At 72.1% G+C, this 26,207-nt stretch carries 30 protein-coding genes and 1 tRNA gene; 15 read left to right on the forward strand and 16 right to left on the reverse strand.

Going from position 1 to position 26,207, the window contains the following annotated elements; all coding sequences use genetic code 11:
- Positions 1-87: 87 nt before the first annotated feature.
- The 3 genes from DVK06_RS13330 to DVK06_RS13340 are packed head-to-tail and all read left to right on the forward strand — an operon-like array spanning position 88 to position 3,760.
- Positions 88-2,106, forward strand: coding sequence for a NosD domain-containing protein (locus DVK06_RS13330; protein ID WP_121600623.1), 2,019 nt, complete (start codon positions 88-90; stop codon positions 2,104-2,106).
- Positions 2,103-2,900 carry an ABC transporter ATP-binding protein gene (locus DVK06_RS13335; protein ID WP_121600689.1) on the forward strand — a complete coding sequence of 266 codons (798 nt, stop codon included), beginning with the start codon at positions 2,103-2,105 and terminating at the stop codon, positions 2,898-2,900. The genes DVK06_RS13330 and DVK06_RS13335 overlap by 4 nt, the downstream gene beginning before the upstream one ends.
- On the forward strand, positions 2,897-3,760 hold the full coding sequence (locus DVK06_RS13340; protein WP_121600624.1) for a copper ABC transporter permease: 864 nt from the start codon (positions 2,897-2,899) through the stop codon (positions 3,758-3,760). Before DVK06_RS13335 ends, DVK06_RS13340 begins: the two co-directional genes overlap by 4 nt.
- A gap of 14 nt (positions 3,761-3,774) precedes the next feature.
- On the opposite strand, the gene DVK06_RS13345 is transcribed toward DVK06_RS13340, so the two are convergent.
- Positions 3,775-4,128: a hypothetical protein gene (locus DVK06_RS13345; protein WP_053772605.1), complete on the reverse strand. Its 354-nt coding sequence runs from the start codon at positions 4,126-4,128 to the stop codon at positions 3,775-3,777.
- 111 nt (positions 4,129-4,239) lie between these two features.
- Between DVK06_RS13345 and DVK06_RS13350 the strand changes: the two genes are divergently transcribed.
- The 4 genes from DVK06_RS13350 to DVK06_RS13365 all read left to right on the forward strand — a co-directional run bounded on the left by DVK06_RS13350 (position 4,240) and on the right by DVK06_RS13365 (position 7,221).
- Positions 4,240-4,752, forward strand: coding sequence for a helix-turn-helix domain-containing protein (locus DVK06_RS13350; protein WP_053772606.1), 513 nt, complete (start codon positions 4,240-4,242; stop codon positions 4,750-4,752).
- A 98-nt stretch (positions 4,753-4,850) separates the two neighbouring features.
- The gene (locus DVK06_RS13355; RefSeq protein WP_121600625.1) at positions 4,851-5,708 is read left to right on the forward strand and encodes a sulfite exporter TauE/SafE family protein; all 858 of its coding nucleotides are present in this window, start codon (positions 4,851-4,853) and stop codon (positions 5,706-5,708) included.
- A gap of 105 nt (positions 5,709-5,813) precedes the next feature.
- On the forward strand, positions 5,814-6,503 hold the full coding sequence (locus tag DVK06_RS13360; RefSeq protein WP_053772608.1) for an SCO family protein: 690 nt from the start codon (positions 5,814-5,816) through the stop codon (positions 6,501-6,503).
- Positions 6,504-6,594: 91 nt separating this feature from the next.
- Positions 6,595-7,221 (forward strand): DJ-1/PfpI family protein, encoded by a 627-nt coding sequence (locus tag DVK06_RS13365; protein WP_121600626.1) that lies wholly within the window; start codon positions 6,595-6,597, stop codon positions 7,219-7,221.
- A gap of 18 nt (positions 7,222-7,239) precedes the next feature.
- On the opposite strand, the gene DVK06_RS13370 is transcribed toward DVK06_RS13365, so the two are convergent.
- Positions 7,240-7,704 (reverse strand): universal stress protein, encoded by a 465-nt coding sequence (locus DVK06_RS13370; protein WP_053772610.1) that lies wholly within the window; start codon positions 7,702-7,704, stop codon positions 7,240-7,242.
- Positions 7,705-7,764: 60 nt separating this feature from the next.
- A complete protein-coding gene (locus DVK06_RS13375; protein ID WP_121600690.1) occupies positions 7,765-8,151 on the reverse strand; it encodes an aldo/keto reductase in 387 nt (128 codons plus the stop codon).
- 36 nt (positions 8,152-8,187) lie between these two features.
- On the opposite strand from DVK06_RS13375, the gene DVK06_RS13380 reads away from it, so the two are divergent.
- Positions 8,188-8,829 carry an RNase H family protein gene (locus DVK06_RS13380; protein ID WP_053772611.1) on the forward strand — a complete coding sequence of 214 codons (642 nt, stop codon included), beginning with the start codon at positions 8,188-8,190 and terminating at the stop codon, positions 8,827-8,829.
- A 21-nt stretch (positions 8,830-8,850) separates the two neighbouring features.
- Here the strand turns inward: DVK06_RS13380 and DVK06_RS13385 are convergent, their stop codons facing one another.
- The 3 genes from DVK06_RS13385 to DVK06_RS13395 all read right to left on the reverse strand — a co-directional run bounded on the left by DVK06_RS13385 (position 8,851) and on the right by DVK06_RS13395 (position 10,572).
- The gene (locus DVK06_RS13385) at positions 8,851-9,204 is read right to left on the reverse strand and encodes a hypothetical protein (RefSeq protein ID WP_053772612.1); all 354 of its coding nucleotides are present in this window, start codon (positions 9,202-9,204) and stop codon (positions 8,851-8,853) included.
- Between the two features lie 58 nt (positions 9,205-9,262).
- A complete protein-coding gene (gene trmB / locus DVK06_RS13390; RefSeq protein WP_053772613.1) occupies positions 9,263-10,315 on the reverse strand; it encodes an HTH-type sugar sensing transcriptional regulator TrmB in 1,053 nt (350 codons plus the stop codon).
- A 98-nt stretch (positions 10,316-10,413) separates the two neighbouring features.
- The gene (locus DVK06_RS13395) at positions 10,414-10,572 is read right to left on the reverse strand and encodes a hypothetical protein (protein ID WP_233561727.1); all 159 of its coding nucleotides are present in this window, start codon (positions 10,570-10,572) and stop codon (positions 10,414-10,416) included.
- Between the two features lie 104 nt (positions 10,573-10,676).
- On the opposite strand from DVK06_RS13395, the gene DVK06_RS13400 reads away from it, so the two are divergent.
- Entirely contained in the window at positions 10,677-11,747 is a 1,071-nt protein-coding gene (locus tag DVK06_RS13400) for a mechanosensitive ion channel family protein (protein ID WP_053772614.1), read from the forward strand.
- Positions 11,748-11,790: 43 nt separating this feature from the next.
- Positions 11,791-13,416 (forward strand): MATE family efflux transporter, encoded by a 1,626-nt coding sequence (locus tag DVK06_RS13405; RefSeq protein ID WP_121600627.1) that lies wholly within the window; start codon positions 11,791-11,793, stop codon positions 13,414-13,416.
- 28 nt (positions 13,417-13,444) lie between these two features.
- Here the strand turns inward: DVK06_RS13405 and DVK06_RS13410 are convergent, their stop codons facing one another.
- From DVK06_RS13410 to DVK06_RS13430, 5 genes are all read right to left on the reverse strand, one after another.
- A complete protein-coding gene (locus DVK06_RS13410) occupies positions 13,445-13,672 on the reverse strand; it encodes a hypothetical protein (protein WP_053772616.1) in 228 nt (75 codons plus the stop codon).
- Between the two features lie 98 nt (positions 13,673-13,770).
- On the reverse strand, positions 13,771-14,973 hold the full coding sequence (locus tag DVK06_RS13415; protein ID WP_121600628.1) for a DUF418 domain-containing protein: 1,203 nt from the start codon (positions 14,971-14,973) through the stop codon (positions 13,771-13,773).
- Between the two features lie 90 nt (positions 14,974-15,063).
- Positions 15,064-16,128 carry a Gfo/Idh/MocA family protein gene (locus tag DVK06_RS13420; protein WP_121600629.1) on the reverse strand — a complete coding sequence of 355 codons (1,065 nt, stop codon included), beginning with the start codon at positions 16,126-16,128 and terminating at the stop codon, positions 15,064-15,066.
- A gap of 110 nt (positions 16,129-16,238) precedes the next feature.
- Positions 16,239-16,772: a hypothetical protein gene (locus DVK06_RS13425; protein ID WP_121600630.1), complete on the reverse strand. Its 534-nt coding sequence runs from the start codon at positions 16,770-16,772 to the stop codon at positions 16,239-16,241.
- A gap of 72 nt (positions 16,773-16,844) precedes the next feature.
- Complete coding sequence (locus DVK06_RS13430) at positions 16,845-18,575, reverse strand: thiamine pyrophosphate-binding protein (RefSeq protein ID WP_121600631.1); 1,731 nt, start codon at positions 18,573-18,575, stop codon at positions 16,845-16,847.
- Positions 18,576-18,735: 160 nt separating this feature from the next.
- Between DVK06_RS13430 and DVK06_RS13435 the strand changes: the two genes are divergently transcribed.
- Both DVK06_RS13435 and DVK06_RS13440 read left to right on the forward strand, forming a co-directional pair.
- A complete protein-coding gene (locus tag DVK06_RS13435) occupies positions 18,736-19,020 on the forward strand; it encodes a DUF5789 family protein (RefSeq protein WP_053772621.1) in 285 nt (94 codons plus the stop codon).
- Positions 19,020-19,574 (forward strand): adenylate kinase, encoded by a 555-nt coding sequence (locus DVK06_RS13440; protein ID WP_121600632.1) that lies wholly within the window; start codon positions 19,020-19,022, stop codon positions 19,572-19,574. Before DVK06_RS13435 ends, DVK06_RS13440 begins: the two co-directional genes overlap by 1 nt.
- Before the next feature lie 52 nt (positions 19,575-19,626).
- On the opposite strand, the gene DVK06_RS13445 is transcribed toward DVK06_RS13440, so the two are convergent.
- Entirely contained in the window at positions 19,627-21,513 is a 1,887-nt protein-coding gene (locus DVK06_RS13445; protein WP_121600633.1) for a DEAD/DEAH box helicase, read from the reverse strand.
- A gap of 114 nt (positions 21,514-21,627) precedes the next feature.
- On the opposite strand from DVK06_RS13445, the gene DVK06_RS19035 reads away from it, so the two are divergent.
- Entirely contained in the window at positions 21,628-21,771 is a 144-nt protein-coding gene (locus DVK06_RS19035; RefSeq protein WP_167551923.1) for a hypothetical protein, read from the forward strand.
- A gap of 294 nt (positions 21,772-22,065) precedes the next feature.
- Here DVK06_RS19035 and DVK06_RS13450 read toward each other — a convergent pair whose 3' ends face one another.
- From DVK06_RS13450 to DVK06_RS13465, 4 genes are all read right to left on the reverse strand, one after another.
- On the reverse strand, positions 22,066-22,815 hold the full coding sequence (locus tag DVK06_RS13450) for a hypothetical protein (protein WP_121600634.1): 750 nt from the start codon (positions 22,813-22,815) through the stop codon (positions 22,066-22,068).
- Between the two features lie 33 nt (positions 22,816-22,848).
- The gene (locus DVK06_RS13455) at positions 22,849-23,553 is read right to left on the reverse strand and encodes a thermonuclease family protein (protein WP_121600635.1); all 705 of its coding nucleotides are present in this window, start codon (positions 23,551-23,553) and stop codon (positions 22,849-22,851) included.
- Between the two features lie 64 nt (positions 23,554-23,617).
- Positions 23,618-24,280, reverse strand: coding sequence for a trans-aconitate 2-methyltransferase (locus tag DVK06_RS13460; protein WP_121600636.1), 663 nt, complete (start codon positions 24,278-24,280; stop codon positions 23,618-23,620).
- 92 nt (positions 24,281-24,372) lie between these two features.
- Positions 24,373-24,446: transfer RNA gene (locus DVK06_RS13465), tRNA-Tyr, on the reverse strand.
- 163 nt (positions 24,447-24,609) lie between these two features.
- On the opposite strand from DVK06_RS13465, the gene DVK06_RS13470 reads away from it, so the two are divergent.
- Complete coding sequence (locus DVK06_RS13470) at positions 24,610-25,500, forward strand: hypothetical protein (protein WP_121600637.1); 891 nt, start codon at positions 24,610-24,612, stop codon at positions 25,498-25,500.
- 114 nt (positions 25,501-25,614) lie between these two features.
- Positions 25,615-26,205, forward strand: a complete 591-nt coding sequence (locus tag DVK06_RS13475; RefSeq protein WP_121600638.1) for an NAD(P)/FAD-dependent oxidoreductase — start codon at positions 25,615-25,617, stop codon at positions 26,203-26,205.
- Positions 26,206-26,207 lie beyond the last annotated feature (2 nt).

The following is a 26,207-nucleotide window of genomic DNA, read 5'->3' on the forward strand; positions in this document are numbered from 1 at the left end:
TGGCCTCTTAGCCCCTCTGGACGCGTTCAGCGGCGCGTTCGAGGAACGAACCAAACGCCATAAGCCACTGGCGATCGAACCGAACGCGTGGCAGTTTTCGACACCGACTCGGGCCGGTCGCGTCGCCTCCGTCTCGCGGCCGTCGCGCTCGTCGCCCTCGCGGCCGTGGGCACCGCGGGCGCGTTCGCCGCGGACCCGAGCGAGTCGGTCCCCGAGCCGGTGCGGTTCGAGGACGCGGTCGAGTTGGGGCTCTCCTCGGAGACGGACGCCCTGATGGCGGGCGATGCGACGCTCCCGCGCGTCCAGGTGTTCTACTCGCAGCTCCAGTACGTCGTCGGCTACAACGGGATCGCCTCGTTCGTCGACTCGCGCGGAGACGGGCGGACCGAGCGACAGTTCGGCTACCCGCTCGTCGCGTACGTGGAGACGTTCGATCACCGAGACCCGGGCACGACCGAGTCCGGACTCTTCGCGGCGGGCGGGGCAGGTGGGTGGACGCCGGTCGACGAGGCGTTCTACGTCGTCGGCAGCGACGCCGAGACGCCGTCGGGCGAAGTCGTCGTCCCGTTCCGCGGCCGCGAGGCGGCGGCGGCGTTCGCCGACGACCACGGCGGGTCGGTCGTCGGGTGGGAGGCGGTCCGGACCCGGTCGTACGACGTCGACTCCGCGGCGACCGTGCGGTCGCTCGCCGCGGACCGCTGGCGGACGGCGAACCAGCGGCTCGCGGCCGCGGAACGGCGCGCGGACCGACCGGTCTCCGTCGTCGTCGGCGAGGACGCCCCCACCGTCTCCGCGGCGGTCGCGGCGGCGCCGCCGAACACGACAGTCCGCGTCCCGCCCGGGACCTACGAGGAGACGGTGACCGTGAACCGGTCCGTGACGATCGCCGGCGCGGGCGCCGGGCGGGGCGACGCGGCCGCGACCCGGATCGTCGGCAACGGCACCGGCTCGGTGGTCACCGTCCGCGCGGCCGACGTGGCGCTCACGGGGCTGCGAATCGCGGGAACGGGGAATCGGACCCGGGACCCGGAAGCCGCCCGTCAGTCCCGCGACCCGGAGGGCGGTACGTGGGACACGAACATCCAGCTCGGCTACGGCCACGGCGACGCCGGAGTGAAGGCCGTCGGCGCGCCGGGCCTCGTCGTCGACGAGGTGGTCGTGGACACGAACGCGAGCGGGCTCCTGCTGCGATCGGGTTCTCACGCGACCGCGAGCGGGCTCGTCGTCCACGGGACCGACGAGTGGCAGGCGGGGTTCATGGGCATCACAGGGATGGAGTCGCGCGTCACCGTCACGGACAGCCGGTTCGAGGGCGGGCGAGACGGGATCTACCTCCACCGCGCCGACGGCTCCGTCGTTCGGAACTCGACGTTCGTCGACAACCGGTACGGGACGCACCTCATGTACACCGGGGACGCGCTGGTCGCGGACAACGTCTTCCGAAACGAGCTGTTCGCCGGGGTGACCGTGATGACGCGGCCGGCCGGGAACGCGATCGTCGGCAACGACGTCCGCGACTCCAGCGCGGGGATCCAGGCGTCGGGAACGCGGACGTACGTCGGCTACAACACGCTCGTCGACAACGAGCTCGGCTTCTCCACGAGCGCCCGCGGGTCGCTGTACGAGCACAACGTCGTCGTCGGCAACGAGCTCGGGGCGCGGGCGACGACGGTCGTCCCCTCCAGCCGGGTCGTCGCCAACGACTTCGTCGGCAACGCGGACCACGCGGCGGCCGGGGCCGGCGCGCTGCGCGTGTGGGCCGACGGCGGCCGGGGGAACTTCTGGGAGGGCGCGAACGTCGGACCGCGCGGTCCTGGCGAACGGGCGTACCGCCCGACGTCGCCGGTCGACGGGGCGCTCCACCGGACGGTGAGCGCGGTAACGGTGCGTGAGTCCCCCGCCGCGCGGCTGCTCGACGCGCTCCGCGGGACCGTGCCCGGGGCGCGCTCGGGGAGCATCATCGATCCGGCGCCCGCGGCCGAACCGTATCACCCCGACCGGCTCGCCGCCGTCGCGGAGTCGGACGGCGACCCGGTCGAGTCGTCGTGGCGCTCCGCCGCCGGAGCGGACGGGAACGCCACGGCGACCGCGGAGGGGGCCGGATGAGCGACCGCACGCTCGCGGCGCTCGACGGCGTCACGCGCACCTACGGCGGCGTCGCGGTGCTCGACGACGTCTCACTGTCGGTCGGGACGGGCGTCACCGCCGTCATCGGTCCCAACGGCTCCGGCAAGTCGACGCTGCTCGGGGTCCTGAGCGGCGCGGTCGAACCCACCGCGGGGACGGTCCGGTACCCCGAGGGCGGTCCGCGCTCGGGGTCGGAGAAGCGCGTCGGCTACCTCCCGCAGCGGGTACCGTTCCGAGACGGGTTCACCGCCCGAGAGACCCTCGGGTTCTACGCGGCGCTCGCTGGCGGCGACCCCGACGCGGCGCTGGCGGCGGTCGGGCTCTCGGACGCGGCCGGGAAGCGGGTCGCGGACCTCTCCGGCGGGATGCGGCGGTTGCTCGGGATCGCACAGGCGAGGCTCGGCGACCCGGACGTCGTCGTCCTCGACGAGCCGACGAGCGGGCTCGACCCGGAGATGCGAGAGCGGGCGTTCCGCGCGGCGGCGCGGGCGGGCGACGACGCCGCCGTCGTCGTCAGCTCGCACGACCTCGACCTCGTCGACGCCCACGCCGACGCGGTTGTCGTCCTCCGCCGCGGCCGGGTCGCCGCGGCCGGGCGCCGCGAGCGCCTCCTCGACGAGCGGGGGGTCGACGACGTCGCGGCGCTGTACCGCGCGGTCGCGGCCGGTACCGACGGGGCGTCGTCGCCCGCGGGCGGCGGGGCGGAGGAGGGCGGAGAGAGCGGCGGAGCCGACGCCGAGTCGGTCCACGTCACGGGGGTGTCCGACCGGTGAACTCTCCGTTCGGCGGCGTGTTGGTCGTCTTCCGGCGCGAGCTGGTCACGGTGCGCCGGACGCCCGGGTACGCCGTTCTCGCTGCCGGGCTGCTTGTCGTCCTCGCCGGCCTCGTCGCGGTCGGGGGCGGCGGCGCGACCGGGTTCGTGCCCGCGGTCGTCGACCTGCTGTTGCCCGCCGAGGTGCTTGTGCCGCTGCTGGCGGTCGTGCTCGGGTACCGCTCGCTGTTCGCCGACGCCGCAAGCGGGGAGCTCAGCGTGATCCGGACGTATCCGGTGAGCGCGACCGGGTACGTCCTCGGGGTGCTGCTCGCCCGGACGGTCGCGCTCGTCGCGCTCGTGGGCGGCCCGTTCGCGCTCGTCGGCGCCTACGTGTGGCTCACCGCCGCGCCGGACACGGGCATCTTCGCGACGCACGCCGGTGTCGACTCGCCGGTGCTTTTCGTCCGCTTCATCGCGCTCGTCGTGCCGTTCGGCGCGGCGTACCTCGCGCTCTCGGCGGCGGTGTCGACGGTCGCGACGAGCCGGCGGAGCGCGGTCGCGCTTGCCCTCCTCGCGCTGCTTGGCGGCGTTCTCGCCGGCGACCTCGCGGTGCTTCGATCGCTGTCGGCCGGGGCGTCGCCGGGCGGGATCGCCGGGTCGGTCGCGCTCTCCCCGAACGGTGCGTTCCGGGGACTCGTCTTCGAGCACGTGATCGGCGTCGCCTTCGCGCCGGAGGGCGGGTTCGTCCAGACCGGGCGGGCGGTGGCCTCGCTCGTCGGGTGGACCGTCGGCGGGACCGTCGTCTCCGTCGCCGCCGTCGCGTTCGGGCCCCGCGTCGGCGTCGCGGTCGAACGCCTCCGCGGGAGCGTCGGCCGGTAGGCGCGTCGCTCGGCTCAGTCCGAGGCGGCGTCGTCGCCGACCGCGCCGGGCGCGTGGGCGTACACCGCATAGAGGACGGTCGCGGCGATGAGGAAGTCCAGGCTGTGCGCGAGGAGGTGGTGGACCGGCATCGGCACGGCTCCCAGAACGGTCCCGACGCCGACCACCGACCGAGCCAGAAGCGCGCCGACGGCGAGGGAGATCAGTCGGTACTGCGCCTGCCGGCGGCGTCGGTAGGCGGCGAGGCTGACGGCGAAGAGGAGACTCGTCCCGAGTCCGGCGGCGACCACGACCGCCAGGATCGGCAGCGACCCCTCCACGGACCATCCGGCGAGCGCCGACACCGACCCCGAGAGCGACTGCGTCACACCGGCCCTTGGGAGCCGACCGACAAGAAGACGTGCCCCGCCGCCGTTCCCAGAGCGAGAGACCGCACGGGCGCCTTTTATTCCGAGCGGGGGTAGGTCGATCCCCCGAAAATGGCGGACACCAGAGACAGGATCCGACGCCACGTCCGCGACGCCCCCGGCGTCCACTTCAACCGGATCGGCCGCGAGCTCGACATCGCGACCGGACAGGCGCAGTACCACCTCCGCCGGCTTGTCCGGGACGGCGAGCTCGCGGTCGAACGCATCGGCGGGCGCGCGCACTACTTCGATCCGGCGGTCGACCCGTGGGACCGGCGGACGCTCGCGTTTCTCAGGCGGGAGACGGCCCGCGAGATCGTCGTCAGGCTCCACGCCGACGGCCCAACCCGGCCGGCGGCGCTCGCCGGCGACCTCGACCTCGCGAAGAGCACGGTGTCGTGGCACGTCTCGACGCTCGCGGACCACGGGATCGTCGAGAAGTCCCCCGACCGGCCGATGACCGTCGCGCTGGCGCGTCCGGACCGGACGGCCGCGCTCCTCGACGAGGTGTCGCCGTCGCTGCCCGACCGGCTCGTCGACCGCTTCGTCCGCACGGTCGACTCGCTCCTCGACGCCGAGGGGTGACGGGTGAGCGCCGCGCGAGGGGATCGGTGTGAGCCGGGCTCGCGCCCGTTCGCCGATCACACCAGATCGGTTAGCGACCCGGCGGTCGTTGATCCGGTATGGACGTCCTCATCGATACCGGGGCGCTTCGACTCGTCGACGCCGTCGGAACGGCGACCTGTGAGCCGAGCGGCTCCCTGTACGCGACCGAGTCGCTCGGCCTCGGCGTCTTCCTGCTCGTCGGACTGCTCGGCGGCGCGCACTGTCTCGGCATGTGTGGCCCGCTCGTCACCACCTACGCCGATCGGATGCGGTCCGAGCAGGCCGGCGGCGGTCGCGGGCGAAACGACGACCTCACCCTCCGCCAGGTGCGCCAGCACGCGCTCTTCAACCTCGGACGCACGGCGAGCTACGCGACCCTCGGCGGGGCCTTCGGTCTCGCCGGCAGCCTCGCGTTCGTCACGGGGCAGACGGTCACCGGCGTCGCCGACGACGTCCACGCGCTCACCGGCATCTTCGTCGGCGGAGTGATCATCGCCGTCGGCGCGCGCTACGCGCTCCGCCTCCGGCTGGAGTCCGTCCCGATACCGGGGTTCGACCGGGCGGCGAGCGCGGTGAGCGACCGGATCGTCGCCCGCGTCGACGCCTGGGTCGGAGACTGGCGGATCGTCGGTCTGGGGGCGGCGCACGGCTTTCTCCCGTGCCCGCTCCTGTACCCGGCCTTCCTCTACGCGTTCGTCCAGGGGAGCGCGCTCGGGGGAACGGTCGCGCTCGGCGCCCTCGGCCTCGGCACCGTGCCGTCGCTGCTGCTTTTCGGTACGGTGTTCGGGTCGATGCGTCTCGAAACGCGGCTGCGGATCCACCGGGTGCTCGGCGTCGCCTTCGTAGCCCTCGGATACGTCCCGCTCCAGCACGGGCTCGCGACGCTCGGCGTGCCGCTGCCGCACCCGCCGATCCCGTACTACACCCCGTTTTGACTCGGGCGACCGACTCGCCGCGCGCTCGCTCCCGCGTGACCCGGGTCGCTCGCGTTCGTCGATCGCACCAGACGCGTTATGCGCCGCTCGCCCCTTCGCTCGGGTATGAAGCGACGAACGCTGCTCGCCGGCGTCGGAACGGCCGCCGCCGGCTCCGTCGCGGGCTGTACGTCGCGCCTGTTCGGTGGAAGCCCGGACGACGTCGTGCTCGATCCGCAGTCGGACCAGCTCGCGGACAGCGAGGACCTCGCGTATCCCGCGTACGGCCAGCCGCTCCCGTCGTTCGAGCTGCCGGCTCCCCTCGCGGACGAGACGTTCGACAGCGACGAGCTCGACCGGACCGCCCTCGTGACCGGCGTGTTCACGTTCTGTCCCGCGGAGTGTTCGATCCTCCTCCGCCAGTGGGCGACGGTACAGCGCCGCGTCGCGGCGGCGGGGCTGACCGACGACACGTACTTTATCCCGATCACGTTCGATCCGGAGCGCGACGACGCGGCGGCGCTCCGCGACAACGCCGAGTCGATCGGCGCCGACCTCGAGGCGGGCAACTGGATCTACCTGCGGCCGGAGACGCCGGCTCGCGCGAAGGCGGTGGTCGAGGACCGACTGGGGATCGGCTTCGAGCGGACGACGGAGAGCGACCGCCTCCCGGGCTACGACTTCACCCACATCGTCGTGACCCTGCTCGTCAACCCCGACGGCGTGGTCGAACGGGCCTACCGCGGCGAGCGGATCGACCCGGAGCGCGTCGCGGGAGACATGGAGCGCGTCGTCGCCGCGTTCGACGACGAGTGACGCCCCGTCGAACGCTCAGACCGACGCGCGGCCGGGACCTCGCTCTCCCGGAGGGGGAACGCACAAACCGTCCGCCGCCCTCCGGAGCGGTATGAACGTCGACGTGCTGCTGTACGACGGGTTCGACGAACTCGACGGTATCGGGCCGTACGAGGTGTTCGACTACGCGCTCGGCTACGCCGCCGCGGACGGCGAGCGCGCCGGCCGGGTCAGGTACGTCACGCTCGCCGAGCGCGAGACGGTGACCGCGAGCCACGGGACCCGCGTGGGCGTGGACGGAGTCCTTCCCGACCCCGAGTCGGCCGACGCGCCCGACCTGCTCGTCGTCCCCGGGGGCGGCTGGAGCGCGCGCGACGAGGACGCGAGCGCCTGGGCGGAGGCGCAGAAGGGCGACGCGCCGCGCGCGCTCGCCGGCCACCACGCGGCCGGCACCCGGATCGCCTCGGTGTGTACGGGCTCGATGCTGCTCGCGGAGGCGGGCGTCACCGACGGCCGCCGGGCCGTGACGCACGCGTCGGCGGTCGAGGAGCTCCGCGAGTCGGGCGCCGAGGTCGTCGACGCCCGCGTCGTCGACGACGGCGACCTGCTCTCCGCGGGCGGCGTCACTTCCGGCATCGACCTGGCGCTGTACGTCGTCGAGCGCGAGTTCGGCGCCGCGGTCGCCGACCGAGTGGCGACCGTCATCGAGTACGAGCGGCGGTACGAGGTCGCCGAGTAGGTCGGACCGCGCGAGGGCTCAGTCGTCGTCCTCCGGCAGGGGCGGGCCCTCGTCGTCGACCTCGTTGGTCGTGATCCCGCCGTCCGCGTCGACGGTGATCACGGTACAGTCGAGCTCGCCCCGGAGGAAGGAGTCGATGTCGGGGTCTGAGAGCAGCTTCTGGACCATCCGCCGCCACCGGCCGGCCTGCTTCGACCCGATGACGACCACGTCGGCGCCCTCGGCCACGACCTCTTCGAGGATCGTCTCCTCAACGAGGAAGCCGCGGCGGACGACGTAGCGCGCGCGGTCGACCCGACCGATTCGCTCCTCGACGGCGCGCTTGAGGTCGCTGCGCGAGACCCCGCCGGAGCGCTGGTAGAGGTCGACGTGGAGGACCGTGAGGTCCGCGTCGCGCTCCTCGGCGACGCGGGTCGCCTCTCGCAGCGTCGCCGCCGAGTGCGACGAGGGAGGGAACCGGACGGGGACCACGACGAGCGTCATGTCAGACCGGTCGCGCTCGGGACGTAAATACGCTGTCGATGTGGCGGCCGCGCGAGCGCGTCAGCTCGGGCCGTCGACCGGTACCGGCTCGTACGGCTCGGCCGGCCAGTCGAGGTCCGGGTCGGCGGGGTCGACGTCGAGCGCCTCGCCGGGCACGCGCTCGCGCTCGCCGGCGTCGTAGGCGTTTGCGGTGTCGATGAAGGCGATCCTGTGGTCGATCGCGGTGTCGACGACCACCTGCGCCTCCTCGTCCGAGAGGTGCCGGTCCGCGTCGCCGCCGAAGGTGTTCGTCCCGATGCCGATCCGACTCGCCTTCGTTCCGGACCCGCCGAGCGTCGCGTACTCCCTACGGCGGCCACGCGCGGCATGGACGAAGCCGTCCCGCTCGCGGCCGCGCTGCCGGGGCGCCCGCGCCTTTTTGTCTCGTCGGTCGAACCCGTTGGTGATGGACCGACAGGGAGCGCGCCGGACGACGGAGGAGTGATGGACCGACTCCCCACGGAGGGGCTCTCGCCGCTCGCGAGTCGCGTCGACGAGGTCTTGGCGCGGTACGGGTACGAGATCGGCCCCGCCATCGACGCGATCGACGCGGCCGTGTCCGGCTACGGCGGCCTGTTCGACCCGGGGACCGGCGACGGCGAGATCCGGACCGCCGTCGAGGCGGTACTCGCCGCGGACCCGCCGGGCGAGCGGGAGGGCTCGTGGGGCGACGACGACGGCAGCGTGGTCCTCTACGTCGACGGGAGCGCCCGCGGGAACCGGGGGCCGGCGGGGGCGGGCGCCGTGTTGCGGGCCGACCGCGAACCGGCGGTCCGGCTGGGGCGACCGGTCGGCCGGGTCGGGAACAACGCCGCGGAGTACGCCGCGCTCCACATGGGACTGGAGGCGCTGGCCGCGCGCTGCGACCCGGCGGCCGTCGAGGTCCGGATCGACTCACGGACCGTCATCGACGACGTCTGGGGGACAGGTGACGGCGTCCCGTCGGCCGCGCCGTACAGGACGGCGATCCAAGAGCGGATCGCGGCGCTGTCCGCCTGCGAGTGGACGCACCTGGCCGACAGCGACCCCAACCCGGCGGACGCGCGGGCCGCGGTCGGCGCCGACATCGCGGCGCTCGGCCCGTGACCAGAGCCGGCGGTCAGCCCCTCACGCCCCGTCTCGGTCGCCGTCAGGGGCGACGAGGTCGTCGTCGCCCCTCGGCGCTTCGAGCCGGACCGGGTGGTTCGCGTGTCGCGCGTGGGTCCGCGCCCAGCGCCGGGCGGGCCGCTCCGCCAGGAAGCGCTCGCCGTCCGGACAGCGCTCGCACCGAGCGATCCACGGGGTCACGTCGTCCGGGTAGTGGCCGGTGTGGCGCTCGTGGTCGATCGCGAACTGCTCGACCGCGTGGCCGCCGGGGTCGAGGCCGTCGATCTCGCGGTCGAGGTCCCACTCGCGGCCGCACCGTTCGCAGGACACGGTCGGTACCGCCCGGTCGTCGTCGAGGGACGCGTCGTCGGTCACGGGGACGCTTCGGACCGCACGCACTTGAACGGCGACCGCGCGGCGACCGAAGTCCGCCTCACAGCGCCGGCGGCTCGCCGCGCCCGATCACGATCTCCTGGCCCTCGACGTCCTCCAAGGCGGCGACGCGGCCGCCGATCTCGACGCGCCCCTCGTCGGTCTCGACGACGAGCGAGGCGACCTCCTCGGTGTCGACGAACGCGACGTCGACCACCTTCCCGCGCACCGTCACCTCCTCGCCGGTCTCGATGTCGCGCCCCTCGACCGTGGCGTAGAACTCCTCGCCGTCGAACTCCCGCACGTCCTTCACGGCGCGGCGGATCGAGGCGTAGCGGCGCGGGAAGGGCCGCTCCGCGCCGTCGGTGGCCAGCGTCTCGGCGGTCGTCCACAGGACGGTGCCGAAGAAGCCCGAGACGAGGAAGCCGAGCGCGGAGCGGTTGAAGATGACGCCGTAGCGCTCGCGGTCGTCGCGCAGCGCGTCCTGCGTGGCGTACACGGAGTACTCGCCGTCGCCGACCGCGAGGACCGGCGTGGTGATCCCGCGGCGGGCGCGCGCGATGGTCGCGACCTCGAGGTAGTCGAACTCCGCCGGGTCCGGCGCGTTCGACGCGGGCGTGACGAGCAGTTCGACGCTGACGCCCGCCGCGACCTTCGCGGCGAGCTCGTCGCGGAACCGCCGGAGGAGGCCGGGCGTGAGCGACACCGCGAGCTCGTACTCCGCGTTCTCGATCACCTCCTCGATGTACCGGAGGATCGTCGAGCGCGACTTCACGAGCGACACCGCCTCGGTCTCCCTGGTCGGCGCGGTGTAGCGGGCCTCGAGTTCGTCGACCATCTCCGTGAACGACGAGCGGAGCTCGCCGAACGCGTCGTCGGGGTCGACGGCCACGATCTTCATCGGTCGGGACTCGCGGAGCTCGACGAGCCCGCGGTCCGAGAGGCTCCGGACCGTGTCGTACACCCGCGGCTGCGGGATGTCGGTCCGGTCGGCGATGTCGCTCGCCGTCAGTTCCCCGTGTTCCAACACCGCGAGGTACGCGTCGATCTCGTACTCGCCGAGGTTGAACCGGTCCCCGACGCGGTCGAGGGTGTCCCGGAGATCGTCTGTCATAGTCCGACGAAGGGGGGCGGGGATTATAGCTTTTTACTATGAGTCGAGTTGTACGCGTTTTCAGAGTTCGCTCCTCCACCCCCGTGACGACCGACCAGTCACAGATACGTCCGGTCGTCGCTCCCCTCCGGCTCCCGCTCTTCGATCCGCTCGGCGAGGTCCTCGTAGCGCCGCCGGATCTCCTCCGCGAACGCCTCTAAGTGGGTCGCGTCCACGCCGAGGTCGTAGGTCGCGTTCGCCGTGTCGACGAGCGGCACCGCGGCGCCGACGTTCAGCCCGCTCGGGGTCGCCGCGCTCGCGCTGTCCGCCCGGGGCGTCCGCAGGGAGAAACGCTTTTTCGGATGGCCGTCCGCGAGTCATCATGGTCTTCCCGGAGGTGACGCCGATCGTCGGGGTCGTCTCCCGGCTCGCCAGTCTCGGCTCTCGGCTCGCCGAGCTGCCGGGAGCGGGGCTGTTCACCGTGATCGCCTCCGTCGCGGTGGGCGTCGTCCTCGCAAACTTCCTGGTCCGGCTGATCGGTCGCCCCGTGGCGCAGCGGGTGTCCCGCCAGAGCGTCGCACAGACGATCGTCCGCGGCGTCCGGGCGGGAACGATCGGGGCCGCACTGCTCGTGGGACTGGGCGCCGCCGGGTTCCAGTTCGCCGACCTCCTCCTCGGGACGGCGGTGTTCTCGGCCGTCATCGGTATCATCCTCGCGCCGCTTGTCGGGAACTTCATCAACGGCGTGTTCGTCCTCGCCGACCAGCCGTTCGAGATCGGCGACATGATCGAGTTGGAGGACGGGACCGCCGGGTTCGTCGAGGACATCACCATCCGGTACACGAAGATCTTCACCGTCGACAACACCTTCCTCGTCGTGCCGAACGGGACGATGCGCGAACGCGACGTGACGAACCTCTCGGCCGAAGACGAGCGGACGCGCCGGTCTATCGACGTGCTGGTCACCTACGAGAGCGACATCCCGGAGGCGCGGCGGCTGATCGAGATGGCGGCGCGCGACTGCGACGCCGTCATCGACGGCGGCCCCGACATCCGGATCGGCGTGGCCCGGTACATGGCGGGCCCGGACTGTCGGCTCCACGAGTTCGCGGACGACGGGATCCTCCTCCGGCTGCGGTACTGGGTGAAGAAGCCGTACAAGCTCGCGAAGGTCCAATCGGACGTGAACACCCTGATCCGCGAGCGCCTCGCCGACGCGGACGTGGAGATGGCGTACCCGCACCGGCACCTCGTCTTCGACGACACGTCGGGCGTCGCCCGCGTCGACGCCGGGAGCGAGGCGCCGAGGGCCGTCGACCCCGACGCGCCGGCGGCAGATGCGTCGGAGGTCGGCGACGGCCCGGGCTCGGACGCCGCCGGCGACGGCGCCGCCCGGGGCGGCGTCGACTCCGAGCCCGACCGCGGCGACGTGAGCGGCGGCGGGGCCGGGTAACCGAATCGGAAGCCTGATAGAGCGCCCCCGGCGTGTTACGGCAGTGAGCGACGAGCCCGCTGCCGACTCCGACGGCTCCTCCGCCGACGGTTCGCCCGACGATCCCTCCGGCGACCGGCCGGACGACGTGGTCGCCGGCCCGTCGAGCGGTCCCGACGACGACGGTCCCCTCGACGACGAGTCGATCACCGAGGGGAGCCTCCTCCGCCCGCTGTTCCGACTGGCGTGGCCGATCGTCGTCATCCAGCTGCTACAGGTCACGTACAACATCGTCGACACCCTCTACCTCGGCCGGCTCTCCGCGGAGGCCGTCGGCGCGATCAGCCTCGCGTTCCCGCTCATCTTCCTGCTGATCGCGGTCGCCGGCGGCTTCACGACCGCGGGCGCGATCCTCGTCGCGCAGTACACTGGCGCCGACGGCGACGGGTCCGCCGGCCTCGTGGCCGGACAGACCATCTTCACCGTCTCGGTGCTGTCCGTGCTCATCGGCATCGGCGGGTACTTCTACACCCGGCCGGCCCTGGAGACCCTCCCGAGCGACGCCGACACGGCCGCCACCGTGATCCCGCTCGCGGCCGACTACATGGAGGTGATATTCGCCGGGATTCCCCTGATGTTCGGGTTCTTCGTCTTCTCGGCGCTGATGCGCGGCTACGGCGACACGCGGACGCCGATGGCGGTCATGTTCGTCTCCGTCCTGTTGAACGTCCTGCTGGACCCGTTCTTCATCTTCGGGTTCGACGGGAATCCGCTGTTCCAGTGGCTGGCCGCGGTGCCGGGCGTCGCCGCGCTCGACCCGGTCGCGCTCGAGGCGACCCTGCTCTCGGCGACCGGGATCACCGGGTTCGGGATCCAGGGCGCCGCGCTCGCGACCATCCTCTCGCGGGGCGTCGCGACCGCCATCGGGATGTGGATCCTGTTCGGGACCGGCTACGGCCCGAACGTGACCGTCGGCCACCTCGCGCCCAACCTCGACTTCATCCGGGACATCTTCCGGCTCGGCCTCCCGTCCAGCGTCGAGCAGACGACGAGCGCCCTCGCGATGATCACGCTCACCGCGATGATCGTCACGTTCTCGCCGCCGGTGGTCGCCGCCTACGGCCTCGGCAACCGCCTCATCTCGCTCGTCTTCCTGCCCGCGATGGGGCTCGGGCGCGCCATCGACACGATGGTCGGGCAGAACCTCGGCGCGGACCGCGCCGACCGCGCCGGCAGGGCGGTGAAGTTCGCCGCCACGACGGGCGCGGGCGTGATGTTCCTCGTCGCCGTCGTCGCCGTGGCGTTCACGGAACCGATCGTCGGGGCGTTCCTCGGCGACGTGCCGGACGCGCCGGCGACCATCGGCCACGCGGTCGACTACGTTCGGATCCGGTCGGTCGAGTTCGCCTTCATCGGCGTCTCGCAGGTAATCTTAGGCGCGTTCCGCGGCGCGGGCAACACGAAGACCGCGATGGTCATCTCCATCGTCACCCTCTGGGTCGGCCGGGTCGCGAGCGTGGCGTACCTCGTGTTCGTGGCCGACTGGGGCGAGACCGGCGTGTGGGTCGGGATGGCGCTCGGGAACGTCCTCGGCGCGGCGGTCGGCGTCGCGTGGTTCTCGCGGGGGACGTGGACCGACCGCTACATCGACGACCCGGACCCCGGCGTCGACCCCGTCGGCGACGACTGACCGCGCCGGGACCCGATCCCCCGTGCGCTCAGTGCCTGAACAGGTAGACGGCGTCGTCGTCACGGAGCAGACAGAACCGCGCGCCGTCGTTCTCGGGGAACGTCGTCCCCGCCTGCCGCGTGACGAAGAGCCGCGAGAAGACGTCGTCGCACACGGGACACGCCATCGCTTCCCTGTTCTCCCAGAGGCTCGTCCGGCCCGAGTCGCGGAGCTGTTTCAGTTCGTGGCGGTGGTCGTGGACGTCGAAGCCGGTCATGTAGGGGGGTTCGGCGGCGGGGTGTTCAACGTGTCCTCGCGAGTCTCAGTTCGGAGAACGCGCGCTTGGCTGGGGGCGCCGAGGGGGCGCGGCGCCGGTCAGCCTTCGAGGCGCATCGGCTGCGCTTCTCCGTAAGTGAGCGTCCGCCACACCCACTCGACCGGGCCGAACCGGAAATGGCGCAGCCAGAGCACCGAGAGCGGCACCTGAACCGCCCAGATGGCGACGACGATCCCCATCGCCTCGACGCGGCTGACGGAGCCGAACAGCCCGAGGCCGTGGCCGTAGAATATCGTCGTCGCGATCACCGTCTGGAGCAGGTAGTTCGTGAACGCGGTCCGGCCGACCGCGGCGAGCGCGCGGGTCACGAGCCCCTCGCCGCGCCGCCGGACGAACAGCGTGACGAGGCCGACGTAGCCGCCGGCGACGAGGAGGCTCCCGACGTAGTTGAACTGCCGCCAGTACAGCGCGGCGCCCGCGCTCCAGTCGTTCGCCTCGACGTAGGCGACGCCCGCGACGACGATCGCGACGCCGACGACGCCGCCCGCGACGAGCCGCCGGTAGAACGCGGTCGAGCGCTCGGCGGTCAGCACGCCCCGCTTGTACAGCGCCATCCCGAGCAGCATCACGCCGCCGACCCGCCAGAAGCTCGACCCGATGAACCCGCTCGTCTGTCGCTGGAGCGAGGAGTCGACGCGGTGGCTCATCTGGTCGAGCCACCCGCCGCGGTAGGCGGCCACCTGCTGCCGTATCGCGGCCTCCGAGGGCATCCACTGGCCGGCGATCGCCTCCCCGCCGATCGACACCGCCGCGAACAGTTCGATCGCGGGGACGAAGAGGAGGAAGATCCCCGCGAGGCCGGCGAGCCGGCGCGCGTCGAGGTCGCGGACGAACAGCAGGAAGATCCCGGTCAGCCCGTACGTGACGAGGATGTCGCCGTACCAGAGCAGGTACGCGTGGAGGAGTCCGATCGCGATCAGCACCGCGGTCCGGCGGAGGTGGAGGCGGACGGCGTCTTGGCCCTTCTCCGCTTTGCTCTCGATGAACAGGAGGACGCCGGCGCCGAACAGCGCCGAGAAGACCGTGATGAACTTCGACTGCGCGAACACGTGGCCGACGAACCACGCCCAGTAGTCGATCCCGGTGAAGTCGCCGTACACGTTGGGGTTCAGCAGGGTCTGCTCCGGCATCGAGAACACGCGGATGTTGATGACGAGGATGCCGAGCAGCGCGAACCCCCTGAGGGCGTCGAGGCTGGTGATCCGTTCGGAGGGCGGCGTCGGGCCGGGGTCGCTGGTCACGAGTTGTCGCCGGGAACGGTCCCCAACACCGAATAGGTTCCCATCGCGGATGCCGTCGCCCGCCGGCCGACCGGTTCGGGCGGGGCGCGGTCAGTCCAGTCGGACCGCCGCGCCGGCCTCCGAGGACCGGTAGATGGCGTCGATGACGCGCTGGACGCGGAGCCCCTCCTCGACGGTGTTGATCGCGGGCGCCTCGCCCGCCGCGACCGCTTCGAGGAACGTCGCCTGCTCGGCCGCGTGAGCGTCCCCCTCGCGCGTCTCCACGCTCGCGTCCGTGAGGTGGTGGCCGCCGCCGACGCCCGCCTCGTGGACGGTGAGGTCGTCGCTGCCGCGGTCGAACGTCGCTCCCGCCTCGGTGCCCCGGACGACGAACTCGTCGGTCGCCGGGCGGTTCGTCGCCCACGCGACCTCCAACGACACCGTGGAGCCGTCGGCCGCGCGGATGAACGCCGAGGCCGAGTCGTCGACGTCGAACCCCTCCGGCCCGGCGTCGTCGCCCCACATGTGGACGTACGCGTAGTCGTCGCGGCCGCCGAACTCCGAGCGCGTCTCGCCCGACACCTCGATGACTTCGGGGTGATCGAGGAAGTAGAGCGCGAGGTCGACCGCGTGGACGCCGATGTCGATGAGCGCGCCGCCGCCGGCGACGTCGGCGGAGGTGAACCACGACCCGCGCCCGGGGACGCCGCGCCGCCGCACGTAGTTCGCCTCGACGTGCGTGGTCTCCCCGAACCGCCCCTCGTCCTGGTAGTGTTTGATCACCCGGACCGGCTCCGCGAACCGGTTGTTGAACCCGACCATACAGAACCCCTCGGCGTCGCGGGCGGCGTCGGCGATGCGCTCGGCGCTCGCTACCGTGTGCGCCAGCGGCTTCTCCAAGAGCACGTCGAGGCCGGCTCCCAGCGCCGAGGTGGCGTACTCCTCGTGGAAGCGGTTCGGCGTGGTGACCAACACGGCGTCGCACTCCTCGTAGAGGGCCGCCTCGTCCTCGTACGCGGGGAGGCCGAACTCCTCGTGGAACCGCGCGCGGGCGTCGCCGTCGATGTCCATGCCGCCGACCAGATTCGCGCCGCGCTCGACCAGCTTCGTCGCGTGGTGGGACCCGATGCCGCCGAGGCCGACGATGCCGACGGCGACGTCGTTCGGATGCGTCATGGGCGGGATTCACGACGGGTGTTGTTAAGACTCACGTCCGGGCGAACGCGGCGGGACTCGGGGACTCGGTCGATCGAGTCCCGGTCACAGGGGGTCCGCGAGAGCCGCGGTCACGCCGCCGGGACCGCGACGAGAGCGGTCACCGCGGCGTCGACGAGCGCCGTCGCGGCGTCGGTCACCGATGGCGTGATTCCGAGTGCGGTCGTCACGGCGTCGACCGCCGCGGGCGACATCGAGTCGACGACGTCGAAGAGGCCGCCGAGCGAATCGGCGCTCTCGGCCAGACCGTCGCGCGCGTCGAGCAGGGCCCGGAACTGCTCCGGTTCGCGGGCGATCACGAACCGGCCGACGACCGCGGTGGTCCCGAGGAACCCGAGGAGCGCGAGCGCCCGCGAGACCGCGAGCAACTTCAACAGGACCGGGAGCGCCAGCCCGAGCGCGAGCGCGGCGACGACACCCGTGACGACTTCGCCCAGCGAGCCGCCGTCCGCGAGGTCGACGACGCCGGCCCCGGAGAGGAGGACGAACCCGCCGACGAGGAGGGCCAACGACCCCCACATAAACGCCGCCAGCAGGCGGACGGGACCGTCGTATCCGCCGCCGGCGTCGTCCGGCACGTCGTCGTGGACCCACGGGTTACGCATACGCGCAGTCGGGAGCAGACCCAGATATAGTTCGCTTCAGATCTCGGAAACGCCGGGCGTGAAACGGAGCGGCTACTCGCCGGGGCGAGGGCCGGTCATCCACTCGCTCGCCTGCGGTTCGCCCGGGTCGGTGACGACCTCCACGAGCGCCGGTCCCTCCCGGATCCGGGCGCGCTCGACGGCGTCGCCGACCGCGTCGCGCTCGCGGACGCGCTCCGCGGGCAACCCCATCCCGGACGCGACCGCGACGAGGTCGAGGCCGGTCTCCGCCCAGCCGTAGCTCCCGGCCGAGAAGTCGTACGAGCGCTCCGCCTCCTCGCTGATGATCGCGTAGTCGTCGTTGTTGAGCGCGACGACGGTGACGTCGATCCCCTCGCTCGCCAGCGTGTGGAGCTCGTGGACGCACATCATGAGTCCCCCGTCGCCGGTGAGCGCGACGACGTCGCGCTCCGGGTTCGCCAGCTTGGCCCCCATCGCCGAGGGGAGCCCGGTCCCCATCGTCGCCCACGAGCCGGGGTTGACGTACGACCGGGGCCCCGCGGCGGGGAAGGAGACGAGCGTCCACAGCCGGAACCCGCCCGCGTCGGCCGTGACGACGGCGTCCTCGGGGACCGCGTCGCGCACCGCGGAGAGCACCTCGACGGAGCGGAGCGGATCGTCGGAACCGCGGTCCTCCGAGAGCGCGGCGAACCGATCGCGGTCGGCCGCGCGGACAGCCTCGGCGCGCGCGGCGCCGGAGCGCTCGCGGCTCGCCGGGGGCTCTCCGTCGAGCGCGCCGTCGAGGTCGCGCAGGAAGCGGTCGGCGTCGGCGACGACGCCGAGGTCGGCGTCGTAGCCGAACCCCACGTCGTCGCCGTCGAGCGTGACGTGGATCAGCGTCTCCGGCATCGAGACGGACCACGAGGCGGTCGCGACCGCGTCGAGGTCGGAGCCGACGACGAGGCCGACGTCCGCGCCCGCGAGCAGGTCGCGGAGGTCCGCGCTCGCGCCGCCACAGAGGACGCCGGCCGACAGCGGGTGGGTCTCGGGCAGCGTCCCCTTCCCTTTGTACGTCGTCACCACGGGAGCGTCCAGGGTCTCGGCGACCGACCGGAGCGCCTCGCTCGCGCCCGATCGCCTGACGCCGCCGCCGACGAGGACGACCGGCGTCGCCGCGTCGGCCAAGCGGTCCGCGGCGTCTCGCACCGCGTCCGGGGGCGCGGTCGGCGGCGGCGAGGGGTCGCGGTCGCCGACGGCCGGCTGCGGCGTGCGGCTCGCGAGCACGTTCTTCGGGATCCCGACGCGGACCGGCCCCTGCGGGTGTTCGCGCGCGGTGCGGATCGCCTCGACGACCGCGGGGACCGCGCCCGCCGGCGAGTCGACGAGGACGTTCTCCTTGACGACTGTGTCGTACGTCTCCGGCGGCGTCTCGTGGATGCCGTCGCCGCCGCGGACCGACCGCTCGGTCTCCACGGCGAGGTGGAGCAGCGGGACGCAGTCGTTGAGGGCGTTCTTCAGCCCGTTCATCGCGTTGGTGTCTCCCGGACCGGGGACGACGCAGGTGGCCGCCATCGCGCCCGGCTCGCTCGTCTCGGCGTACCCCCACGCCTGATGCGGGACGGCCGTCTCGTGGCGGGCGACGACGAACCGCGCGTCGCGGTCGGCGAGCGCCCGGTTCAGCGGGAGCGTCTGCTTGCCGGGGATACCGAAGACGGTGTCGACGCCGCGGTCGAGCATGGCGTCGACGACCGCCTCGGCGACGGTCGGGGGCGGGTCGTCGGGTGCGGTCGGATCCGCCGCGGGCGAGGGCTCGTCAGCGTCCATGTCGCGAAGTCGCCGGAGTGCGTGTTGAAATCTTCGCCCGGCGACGGTATGTGGTCGGGTCCGGGGCGTCGGCGATGACGCGAAGGGAACCCCCGAGGGACGCGACGACGCCCCGCGGTACATACACACTTATCCTCACGTGCGTTGTCATATGGTATGAATGCGCTTACCAGAGACGCGGGACCTGTTCGCGAGGAAGTTAGAGTTTCCGGCGCCCCGGAGTGAGGTACTGGAGACGGTCGGTGACACGACGCTGTCGCCGCCGGACGGGGAGTCAACGACGATCCGGGCGGTCGTCGACCGATCGGACGTCGAGACGTTCGACTCGGCGGACGACCTCTACGACACGCTGATGATGCTCGTCGGCGCCCAGTTCATCGGCCGTCGGTACTACGACGACCGCGGCGGGATGCCGGGCGACGAGGAGAACGAGGTGAGCTTCTGATGTCCGTCACGCTCGTGTCGGGGGTCAACGGCGTCGGCCTCTCCAGCGTCTGTCAGGCGGTTCGACGCGGACTCGGCGACGGGTACAAGCTGATCAACTTCGGCGACGTGATGCTCGAACAGGCGGCGGCGATGGGCATCACGACCGAGCGGGCCCAGCTCGGCACGCTCTCGCAGACGGAGACGCGTCGCCTCCAGCGTCGCGCCGGCGAGTTCGTCGCCGAGGAGGCGGCGACGACGAACGTGATCCTCTCGACGCACCTCGCGGTCGAAACGCAGACCGGCTACGTCCAGGGGCTCCCGGTCGAAGTGCTCGAAGACGTCTCGCCGGACGCGTTCGTCCTCGTGGAGGCGGAGCCGTCGACGATCCTCGAACGGCGGCGGGAGAGCGACCGCGACCTCGACGGGGTCACCGAACGGCAGATCGACTTCGAGCAGGACCTCAACCGCTCTGCGGCGCTCCAGTACGCGAGGGACCAGAACGCGCCCGTGCGGTTCGTCGAGAACGAGGGAGCGATCGGAGCGGCGGCCGAGAGCCTGGCGGACTCGCTCTGACGGGCCGACTCGGGTCTCCCCGGACCCCCGGCGAAAGGGACCGCGCCTCCGGTCACTCCGCGACGTTCGTCTCGCGGACGCGGACGCCCTTCCGGCCGAGGTGGCGCATCTGCCGCTGGGCGAACTCCTCCTCGCTCGACCCGCGCGTCGCGAGGACGTAGACGAGCGCGGAGCCGGTGGGGCGCATCGTCCGGCCGGCGCGCTGCGAGCCCTGTCGCCGGGAGCCACCGAGCCCGCTCGCGACGACCGCGAGTTCCGCGTTCGGGAGGTCGATCCCCTCGTCACCGACGCGGGAGACGACGAGCACGTCGAGGTCGCCGTCGGCGTCCTCGTCGGTGTCGTCCGTCGCGCGGAACCGGCGGAACAGCTCCGCGCGCTCGCGGTGCGGCGTCTCGCCGCTGACGAACGGGACGCCGAGGGCGTCGGCGATCGCCTCCCCGTGGTCGAGGTACTCGACGAAGACGAGCGCCTTCTTGTCGCGGTGCGCGGCGAGCAGGTAGCGGATCTCCTCGACCTTGGCGGGGTTCTCGGCCGCGAGCCGTCTGCGCTCCCGCCCGTCCGCGGCCGCGTACTCGTTGCGGGCCATCTCCTCGCGCCACGGGACGTACCGGATCTCGACCTCGGGCTCCTGGACGAAGCCGGCCTCGAACAGCGCGTCCCAGTCGGCGCCGATCGGCTGGCCGATCAGGGTGTAGATCTCCTCCTCGCTGCCGGTCTCGCTGACAGGGGTCGCCGAGAGCCCGAGCCGGTGTTTCGCCTGTAGCTCGGCCGAGCGGGAGAAGACGGGGGCGGTGATGTGGTGCGCCTCGTCGAAGCAGATCAGCCCCCACTCGCGGGAGTCGAAGAGGCTGCGGTGGCGGTCCATCCCCGCGATCTGGTAGGTCGCGATCGTCACGGGCCGGACGTCCTTCGTTCCCCCGTGGTACAGCCCGATGTCGGCGGGGTCGACGGTGGAGTGGTCGAGCAGCTCCTCGCGCCACTGCTCGGCGAGCTCTCGCGAGGGGACCAAAATGAGGGTCTCGCCCCCGACCGCGGCGATCGTCGCGATCGCGGCGACGGTCTTGCCGGAGCCCGGCGGGCCGACGTACACCCCGGACTTGCGGTCGAGGAACGTCTCCACCCACGTGGCCTGGTAGTCGCGGAGGTCGGTCGTGAGTTCGATCTCGACGGGGTCGCCCGTCTCTAAGTCGCGGTCGTCCTCGACGGGGTAGCCGGCGTCGTAGAGCGCGCGCTTGACCGCCGCGACCGCCGCCTCGTTGACCCACGCCTCCGTGTCCGAGATGGGCGCGCGGAGGTGGTCGTCGTCGAGGTGCTGGTCGGCGACGTTCCCCATCAGGTTCTCCGAGGCGGCTTCGAGGACGACGTAATCGTCCTCGTGGGTGTACAGCCGGAACCGGTGCGCGCGCCGCCACTGGTCGCGCACCCAGTCTTCGAGGTGGTCGTACCGGCGGGGCAGCACCGAGCGGAGCGCGCCGACGAGCCCGTCGTCGTCGTCGAACGGCGCGGCCCACACGTCCTCCTGCCGGATCCGATAGAGGTAGCCGCGGGTCCCCGGCTCGGTGCCGGTGGTGTCGACGAGGTTCGCGAACTGCGAGAGCCGCGCGCGGGTGTACTGGGTAGGTCGGTCGACGACGATCTCGCGGCGCTTCGGGAAGACCACGACGCGCTCGCGGCTCGCCAACGCCCCCCAGTCGCGGGGGTAGAACACCACGGGGTCGGCCTCGACGTCGAGCCGGTCCACGTCGCCGCGGTCGACGAGCGCGGCGAGCGCGTCGCGGGCCGCGGCCTGCGAGGTTCCGAGTCTGCGCGCGACCTCGCTCGCGGTCGCGACCGGCCGCTCCTCGGCTTCGAGCGCCTCGTGAAAGCGGTCGAGTGAGATGTCGTCGTCGGATTCGGCGGCATCGTCGCCGGCGGGGCCGTCGCCGGTGTCGTCGGTCATCACCGTCGCTTCGACCGCGAGGCGGAAATGGGTAGCGTCACCGGGCAGGCGGTCCGAGCGGCGACGGCGCTCGACACAAGGCATATACGAGAGCTTCGAAAAACGCTCGACCGCATGTTAGACGCCGAATTCCAGGTGTGTACCGAGTGCGGCAACCTCCACATGGAAGGCGGTGCGGCCCCGGACTACGTGGAGGAGTGCGCGGCGTGCGGCGGCCACGTCACCGACGTCGAACTCGACGACTTCATCGGATTATAACCGACGCCAGAGAGTCGTCCGAGCCGATTCCGCGTCCGAGACGGCGATCCGGTCGGCTAGTTATCAATAGCTGCTACCGTCGACACGCACACCGCCGAAGCCCCGGTCGCGAGGCGGGGGCACGCTCGTTGCGGTCCTCAGTCGCTCGCTTCGCTCGCCCCTTGCGGTCCTTGTCTCGCCTGCCCCCGCCTCGCGACTGCCCCTTCGAGTCTCGCCACCGCACCGCAGACTCACGGCCGAGCGGTATTCGTCGCTCGACAGTTGTGTATAAATGGATACGTCGGAGCTCGGCCGCTACCGTCCGGGCGACCGCTGTCGACACCGCCGCGACGTGATCCCCTCCTTCGAGCGGAACCGGCAGCCGCACTCCGTACAGCGCACGAACGGCTCGCCGGGCTCGGTTTCGAGTCGATGCTCGCCCACCTCGAACGGGCGGGTAACCGTTCGGGGGCGGATCCGGTCGGGAATCGGCGTCGCGGCCGACTCGCTCAGCGCGGCCCGCACGGCGATGGTGTCGACGTCGACGCCGTCCCACCGCGGGGCCTCTAACGCCGCCTCGCGGTCCGCGACCTCGGTCCAGCCGGTGACGACGACCGGAGAGTCCGTCTCGGTGTCGCTCACGACCACGACGAAGCGGACGCCCCCCTCGACGAGGGCGAACCGCCAGCCGTCGGTGCTGTTCCACCGCAACTGGCCCTCCCGGATCGCGTCGCTCACGGTGCGCGTCGACACGTACCGACCGGGCTGTTCGAGCCGCTCGCGGAAGTGGTCGGTCAGCGCGTACAGAGAGGGGTCCCGGACCGGCGGATCCTCCGGCGTCCGGGCGGCGGCCTCCCCGCCGTGCGGCGGGTCGACCGACCGATAGTCCGTGGACCGATCGGTTCGTCCGGCCCGAGCGCGGCGGCACGCCGGCGACTCCGGCGGGGACCGGTGTCGCGCGTCTGCCTGCCGGCTCGCTGCGGCGGTCGTGGAGGCGGTCCGACGCTCCGTCGATCCGGGCCCGAGGGGCTCCGCGTCCCCCGACCCGCCCTGTCGGGATGCCACTACACCACCGTACCGAGCGCGCTCTTAAGTGTGTTACGCCGACACAGAGGCCGCGGTCCCCGCGGCTTCGAGCCGGGAGGGCGGCCGGAGGTCCGCGCCGTCGACCTCGCTCGTCTCGGCGGAGGACTCGGCCTCGTCGAACGCCCAGAGGCCGGCGCCGCGTTCCCTCGCGTCCGCCTCGGCGGCCGCGTACGCGTCGCGTTTCGCGAACTCGGTGTCGTAGAGCCGCGCGTATCCCTCCCTCAGCAGGCGCTCGTTGAAGTCCTCGCCGTCGACGTACAGCACCGCGAGCAGGCGCCCGTAGCCGCCTCGGCGGTCGCCCCCGGTCACGACCGTGACCTCCTCGCCGGCGAGTTCCGACTCCGCGAACGCCGACGCCTCGCCGCCCCACGTCGCGAGGTGCGTGCGTCCGGCATCCGTCTCCGGGATGCCCTCGAACTCGGCGGGGGAGGTCGACTCCGCGCTCGTCTCGGGCGTGTCGACGCCGAGGAGCCTGACGGTGTCGACCTCGCCGTTCGGGAACTCGACCTCCATCGTGTCGCCGTCGACGACGCGGACGACGGTGCCCGTCCACGCCGTGTCGGCCGGGTCGTCGGGGTCGACGCCGTCCGGATCGGCGGGCGGCGAGTCGAGGGCGGTGGGCTGCGAGTCGGAGCCCGTGTCCGGGACCGGCGCGCCAGCGCAGCCGGCCAGCACGACGAGAATGACGACGGCGGTCGGCCGCCAGCGAACGCTCATACGCGGTCGTCGCCGGGCGTCGGCAAAAGTCGGCCGGTGACGGCGCCGTCCCGTATCGCCGGGCTCAGCCTTCGGGCTTGGTCACGATCACGCAGGGGTTCACCCGACCGATCGAACGCCAGTCGTCCTCGTCGACCGCCTTCCAGAAGCTACGGGGCCTGCGGGAGAGGGTGGCCTCGATGTCCTCGTACGTGAGGAGGTTCTCGCCGTCGAGTACGAGTTCGAACCGCTCGGGGTCGGTATCTGGGTCCTCCCGGTACATCCGCCTGGTGTACCGGTTCGGGTAGTTGAACACCAGGTGCCCGCCGGGCGCGACGCGGGAGTACAGCGCGTCGAGGGCCGACCGGACGTCCGCGACGTAGTGGAGCGTCGCGATACAGGTGACGCATTCGAACCGGCGGTCGACGTCCAACGCCGGGAGCCGAGCCGTCTCGAAGTGCAGGCCGTCGACCTCGCGCTCGGCGGCGATCGAGCGGTTTCGCCGAACGACTGACGCGGCCGCGTCGTATCCGTAGAGGTCGACGTCGGGGTGACGGTTGGCGGCCTCGAACAGCATGAACGCCGGGCCGCAGCCGACGTCGGCCAGTGACCCGGGAAAGCCGTCGAAGAACCGCTCCAGGCGATCGACCATTCGCTCGCCGGCGGCACGCATCTCGTCTAACCCGCCTCGGTCCGTCGTCTCCCAGTAGTCGTCCCAGTCGATCGTCGACGGAAACGACATCCTCATAGTGAGTGTACGTCGTGATCGAGGTCAAGCCTTCGCCGATTCGAGCGACGCGAAAGTCGCGGACGCGGCGGCTCACCGGAGAAGAAATTCAGTCCGCCCTCCCCGAATTGAACGGGGGACAAGTCGATCTACAGTCGACTGCTCTACCAGGCTGAGCTAAGGGCGGTTACCGAAACATAGCCGCCGGATTCGACTTAAGGGTTCCCTTTCAGAACAGGTGTGATCCGCCGTACCGCAGCGCGGATCGACCGACGCGAACGGCCGCCGGGACCGCGCTCCCGGCGCGCTCGCCGCGCGGCAGTTAAGTCGCTCGCGGCGGGAGCGAGGGCATGGCCGACGGCGACGACAGACAGGCGACGTTCGGGTCGGACGGGAGCCTCGAAACCGAGACGACGCCGGACGCGACGGGCGAGAACGACTTCGGCGAGGAGAAGGAGCCGAACGAGACGGACGGCGGGTACAGCCGGTACGTCGTCTCCAGCCTCCTCCAGAAGGCGGTCCGGCGCTCCGACGAGGAGGTCGCGGCGTGGGCGGCCTGGGAGCTAGCCCGGTCCGGGTACGCCTGGAACCTCTGGGACCGGCTCAACCTCTACGTCGTCGAGGACCTCCGGGCGGGCGACGAGGTCGCGCTCCTGATCGACCGCTACGAGGAACTCGCCACCGAGCGCTGGGAGCCGGACGCGTGGAAGGGGCGCCTCTGTGCAATTCACGCCGCGCTCGCGGCCGCCCGCGCCCGCTCAACCCGGGAGGCGTCGAACGCGGACGCCTACTTCTCCGCCGTCGCAGAGGTCCGCGCCGAGGCCCGCGAGCGCGGCGAGGAGCCGGCGCACGACTTCCCCGTCGGCGACCTCGAACCGGAGGGCGAGTTCGACGCGGTCTTCGACGGCCACACCGGCGAGGGCTCGAAGCGCGGGCGCGGCACCCGCTTCTTCAAGACCCACGGCGCCCGGGTCGGGCCGGAGGGCGAGGACGACCAGAGCGCGCGCTGGCAGCGTCTCGCGATGATCCTCGACGAGGACACCGAGTACGAGGCCGACGAGCTCGACCGCGCCGTCGAACCGGTCGACCCGAACGACCCGTGGGGTGAGCCCGGCGATGAGAGCGGGGGAGGAGACGGCGACGGGGAAGGCGACAGGAACGACGGCCAGGAGGGTGATCGGAACGTCGGTCAGGAGGGCGACGACGCTCCCGACGGCTCGCTCGACGATTTCGGGGCGTAAGTCGCCGGATCCATCGCCGACGGGGCGTCGTCGCCGCAGCCGACTCGTCTCGTCCCGTCCCGTCGATCCCTGCTTCCGTCAACGCTTATGTCCGGGCGCGGTGATATGGCGGCCATGTCAGACGTCGCAATCGTCGGCGGTGGACCGGCCGGACTGAGCGCGGGACTGTTCGCGAGCAAGAACGGCCTCGACACCGTCCTCTTCGACACGGACGGGACGTGGATGCACAAGGCGCACCTGTTCAACTACCTCGGCGTCGGCTCCGTCGGCGGCAGCGAGTTCATGGCGACCGCGCGCCAGCAGGTCGACGACTTCGGCGTCGACCGCCATCAGGGCGAGGAGGTCACCGGCGTCGAGTCGACCGACGACGGCTTCGCCGTGACGACCGAGGAGGACGAGTACGACGCCGACTACGTCGTCCTCGCGACGGGCGCGAACCGCGACCTCGCGGAGGAGCTGGGCTGCGCGTTCGACGACGACGACACCGTCAGCGTCGGCGTCTCGATGGAGACCAGCGTTGAGGGCGCCTACGCGACGGGTGCGATGGCCCGCGCCGAGGAGTGGCAGGCTGTCATCTCCGCGGGCGACGGCGCGGCCGCCGCGCTCAACATCCTCTCGAACGAGAAGGGCGAGCACTACCACGACTTCGACGTTCCGGACACCGCGGCCTCCGTGTTCGGCGACCTGATCGACGACGGGGAGTGAGG

Source organism: Halorubrum sp. Atlit-28R, assembly GCF_003665955.1.
Lineage (GTDB): Archaea > Halobacteriota > Halobacteria > Halobacteriales > Haloferacaceae > Halorubrum > Halorubrum tropicale.

Coding starts and splice junctions, on each gene's coding strand:
- DVK06_RS13440 (WP_121600632.1), top strand. CDS start 19,020: ATGTCCGTCACGCTCGTGTCGGGGGTCAACGGCGTCGGCCTCTCCAGC.
- DVK06_RS19035 (WP_167551923.1), top strand. CDS start 21,628: ATGTTAGACGCCGAATTCCAGGTGTGTACCGAGTGCGGCAACCTCCAC.
- DVK06_RS13455 (WP_121600635.1), bottom strand. CDS start 23,553: ATGAGCGTTCGCTGGCGGCCGACCGCCGTCGTCATTCTCGTCGTGCTG.
- DVK06_RS13470 (WP_121600637.1), top strand. CDS start 24,610: ATGGCCGACGGCGACGACAGACAGGCGACGTTCGGGTCGGACGGGAGC.
- DVK06_RS13335 (WP_121600689.1), top strand. CDS start 2,103: ATGAGCGACCGCACGCTCGCGGCGCTCGACGGCGTCACGCGCACCTAC.
- trmB (WP_053772613.1), bottom strand. CDS start 10,315: ATGACAGACGATCTCCGGGACACCCTCGACCGCGTCGGGGACCGGTTC.
- DVK06_RS13350 (WP_053772606.1), top strand. CDS start 4,240: ATGGCGGACACCAGAGACAGGATCCGACGCCACGTCCGCGACGCCCCC.
- DVK06_RS13475 (WP_121600638.1), top strand. CDS start 25,615: ATGTCAGACGTCGCAATCGTCGGCGGTGGACCGGCCGGACTGAGCGCG.
- DVK06_RS13370 (WP_053772610.1), bottom strand. CDS start 7,704: ATGACGCTCGTCGTGGTCCCCGTCCGGTTCCCTCCCTCGTCGCACTCG.
- DVK06_RS13360 (WP_053772608.1), top strand. CDS start 5,814: ATGAAGCGACGAACGCTGCTCGCCGGCGTCGGAACGGCCGCCGCCGGC.
- DVK06_RS13365 (WP_121600626.1), top strand. CDS start 6,595: ATGAACGTCGACGTGCTGCTGTACGACGGGTTCGACGAACTCGACGGT.
- DVK06_RS13380 (WP_053772611.1), top strand. CDS start 8,188: ATGGACCGACTCCCCACGGAGGGGCTCTCGCCGCTCGCGAGTCGCGTC.
- DVK06_RS13400 (WP_053772614.1), top strand. CDS start 10,677: ATGGTCTTCCCGGAGGTGACGCCGATCGTCGGGGTCGTCTCCCGGCTC.
- DVK06_RS13420 (WP_121600629.1), bottom strand. CDS start 16,128: ATGACGCATCCGAACGACGTCGCCGTCGGCATCGTCGGCCTCGGCGGC.
- DVK06_RS13445 (WP_121600633.1), bottom strand. CDS start 21,513: ATGACCGACGACACCGGCGACGGCCCCGCCGGCGACGATGCCGCCGAA.
- DVK06_RS13355 (WP_121600625.1), top strand. CDS start 4,851: ATGGACGTCCTCATCGATACCGGGGCGCTTCGACTCGTCGACGCCGTC.
- DVK06_RS13410 (WP_053772616.1), bottom strand. CDS start 13,672: ATGACCGGCTTCGACGTCCACGACCACCGCCACGAACTGAAACAGCTC.
- DVK06_RS13460 (WP_121600636.1), bottom strand. CDS start 24,280: ATGAGGATGTCGTTTCCGTCGACGATCGACTGGGACGACTACTGGGAG.
- DVK06_RS13425 (WP_121600630.1), bottom strand. CDS start 16,772: ATGCGTAACCCGTGGGTCCACGACGACGTGCCGGACGACGCCGGCGGC.
- DVK06_RS13435 (WP_053772621.1), top strand. CDS start 18,736: ATGCGCTTACCAGAGACGCGGGACCTGTTCGCGAGGAAGTTAGAGTTT.
- DVK06_RS13430 (WP_121600631.1), bottom strand. CDS start 18,575: ATGGACGCTGACGAGCCCTCGCCCGCGGCGGATCCGACCGCACCCGAC.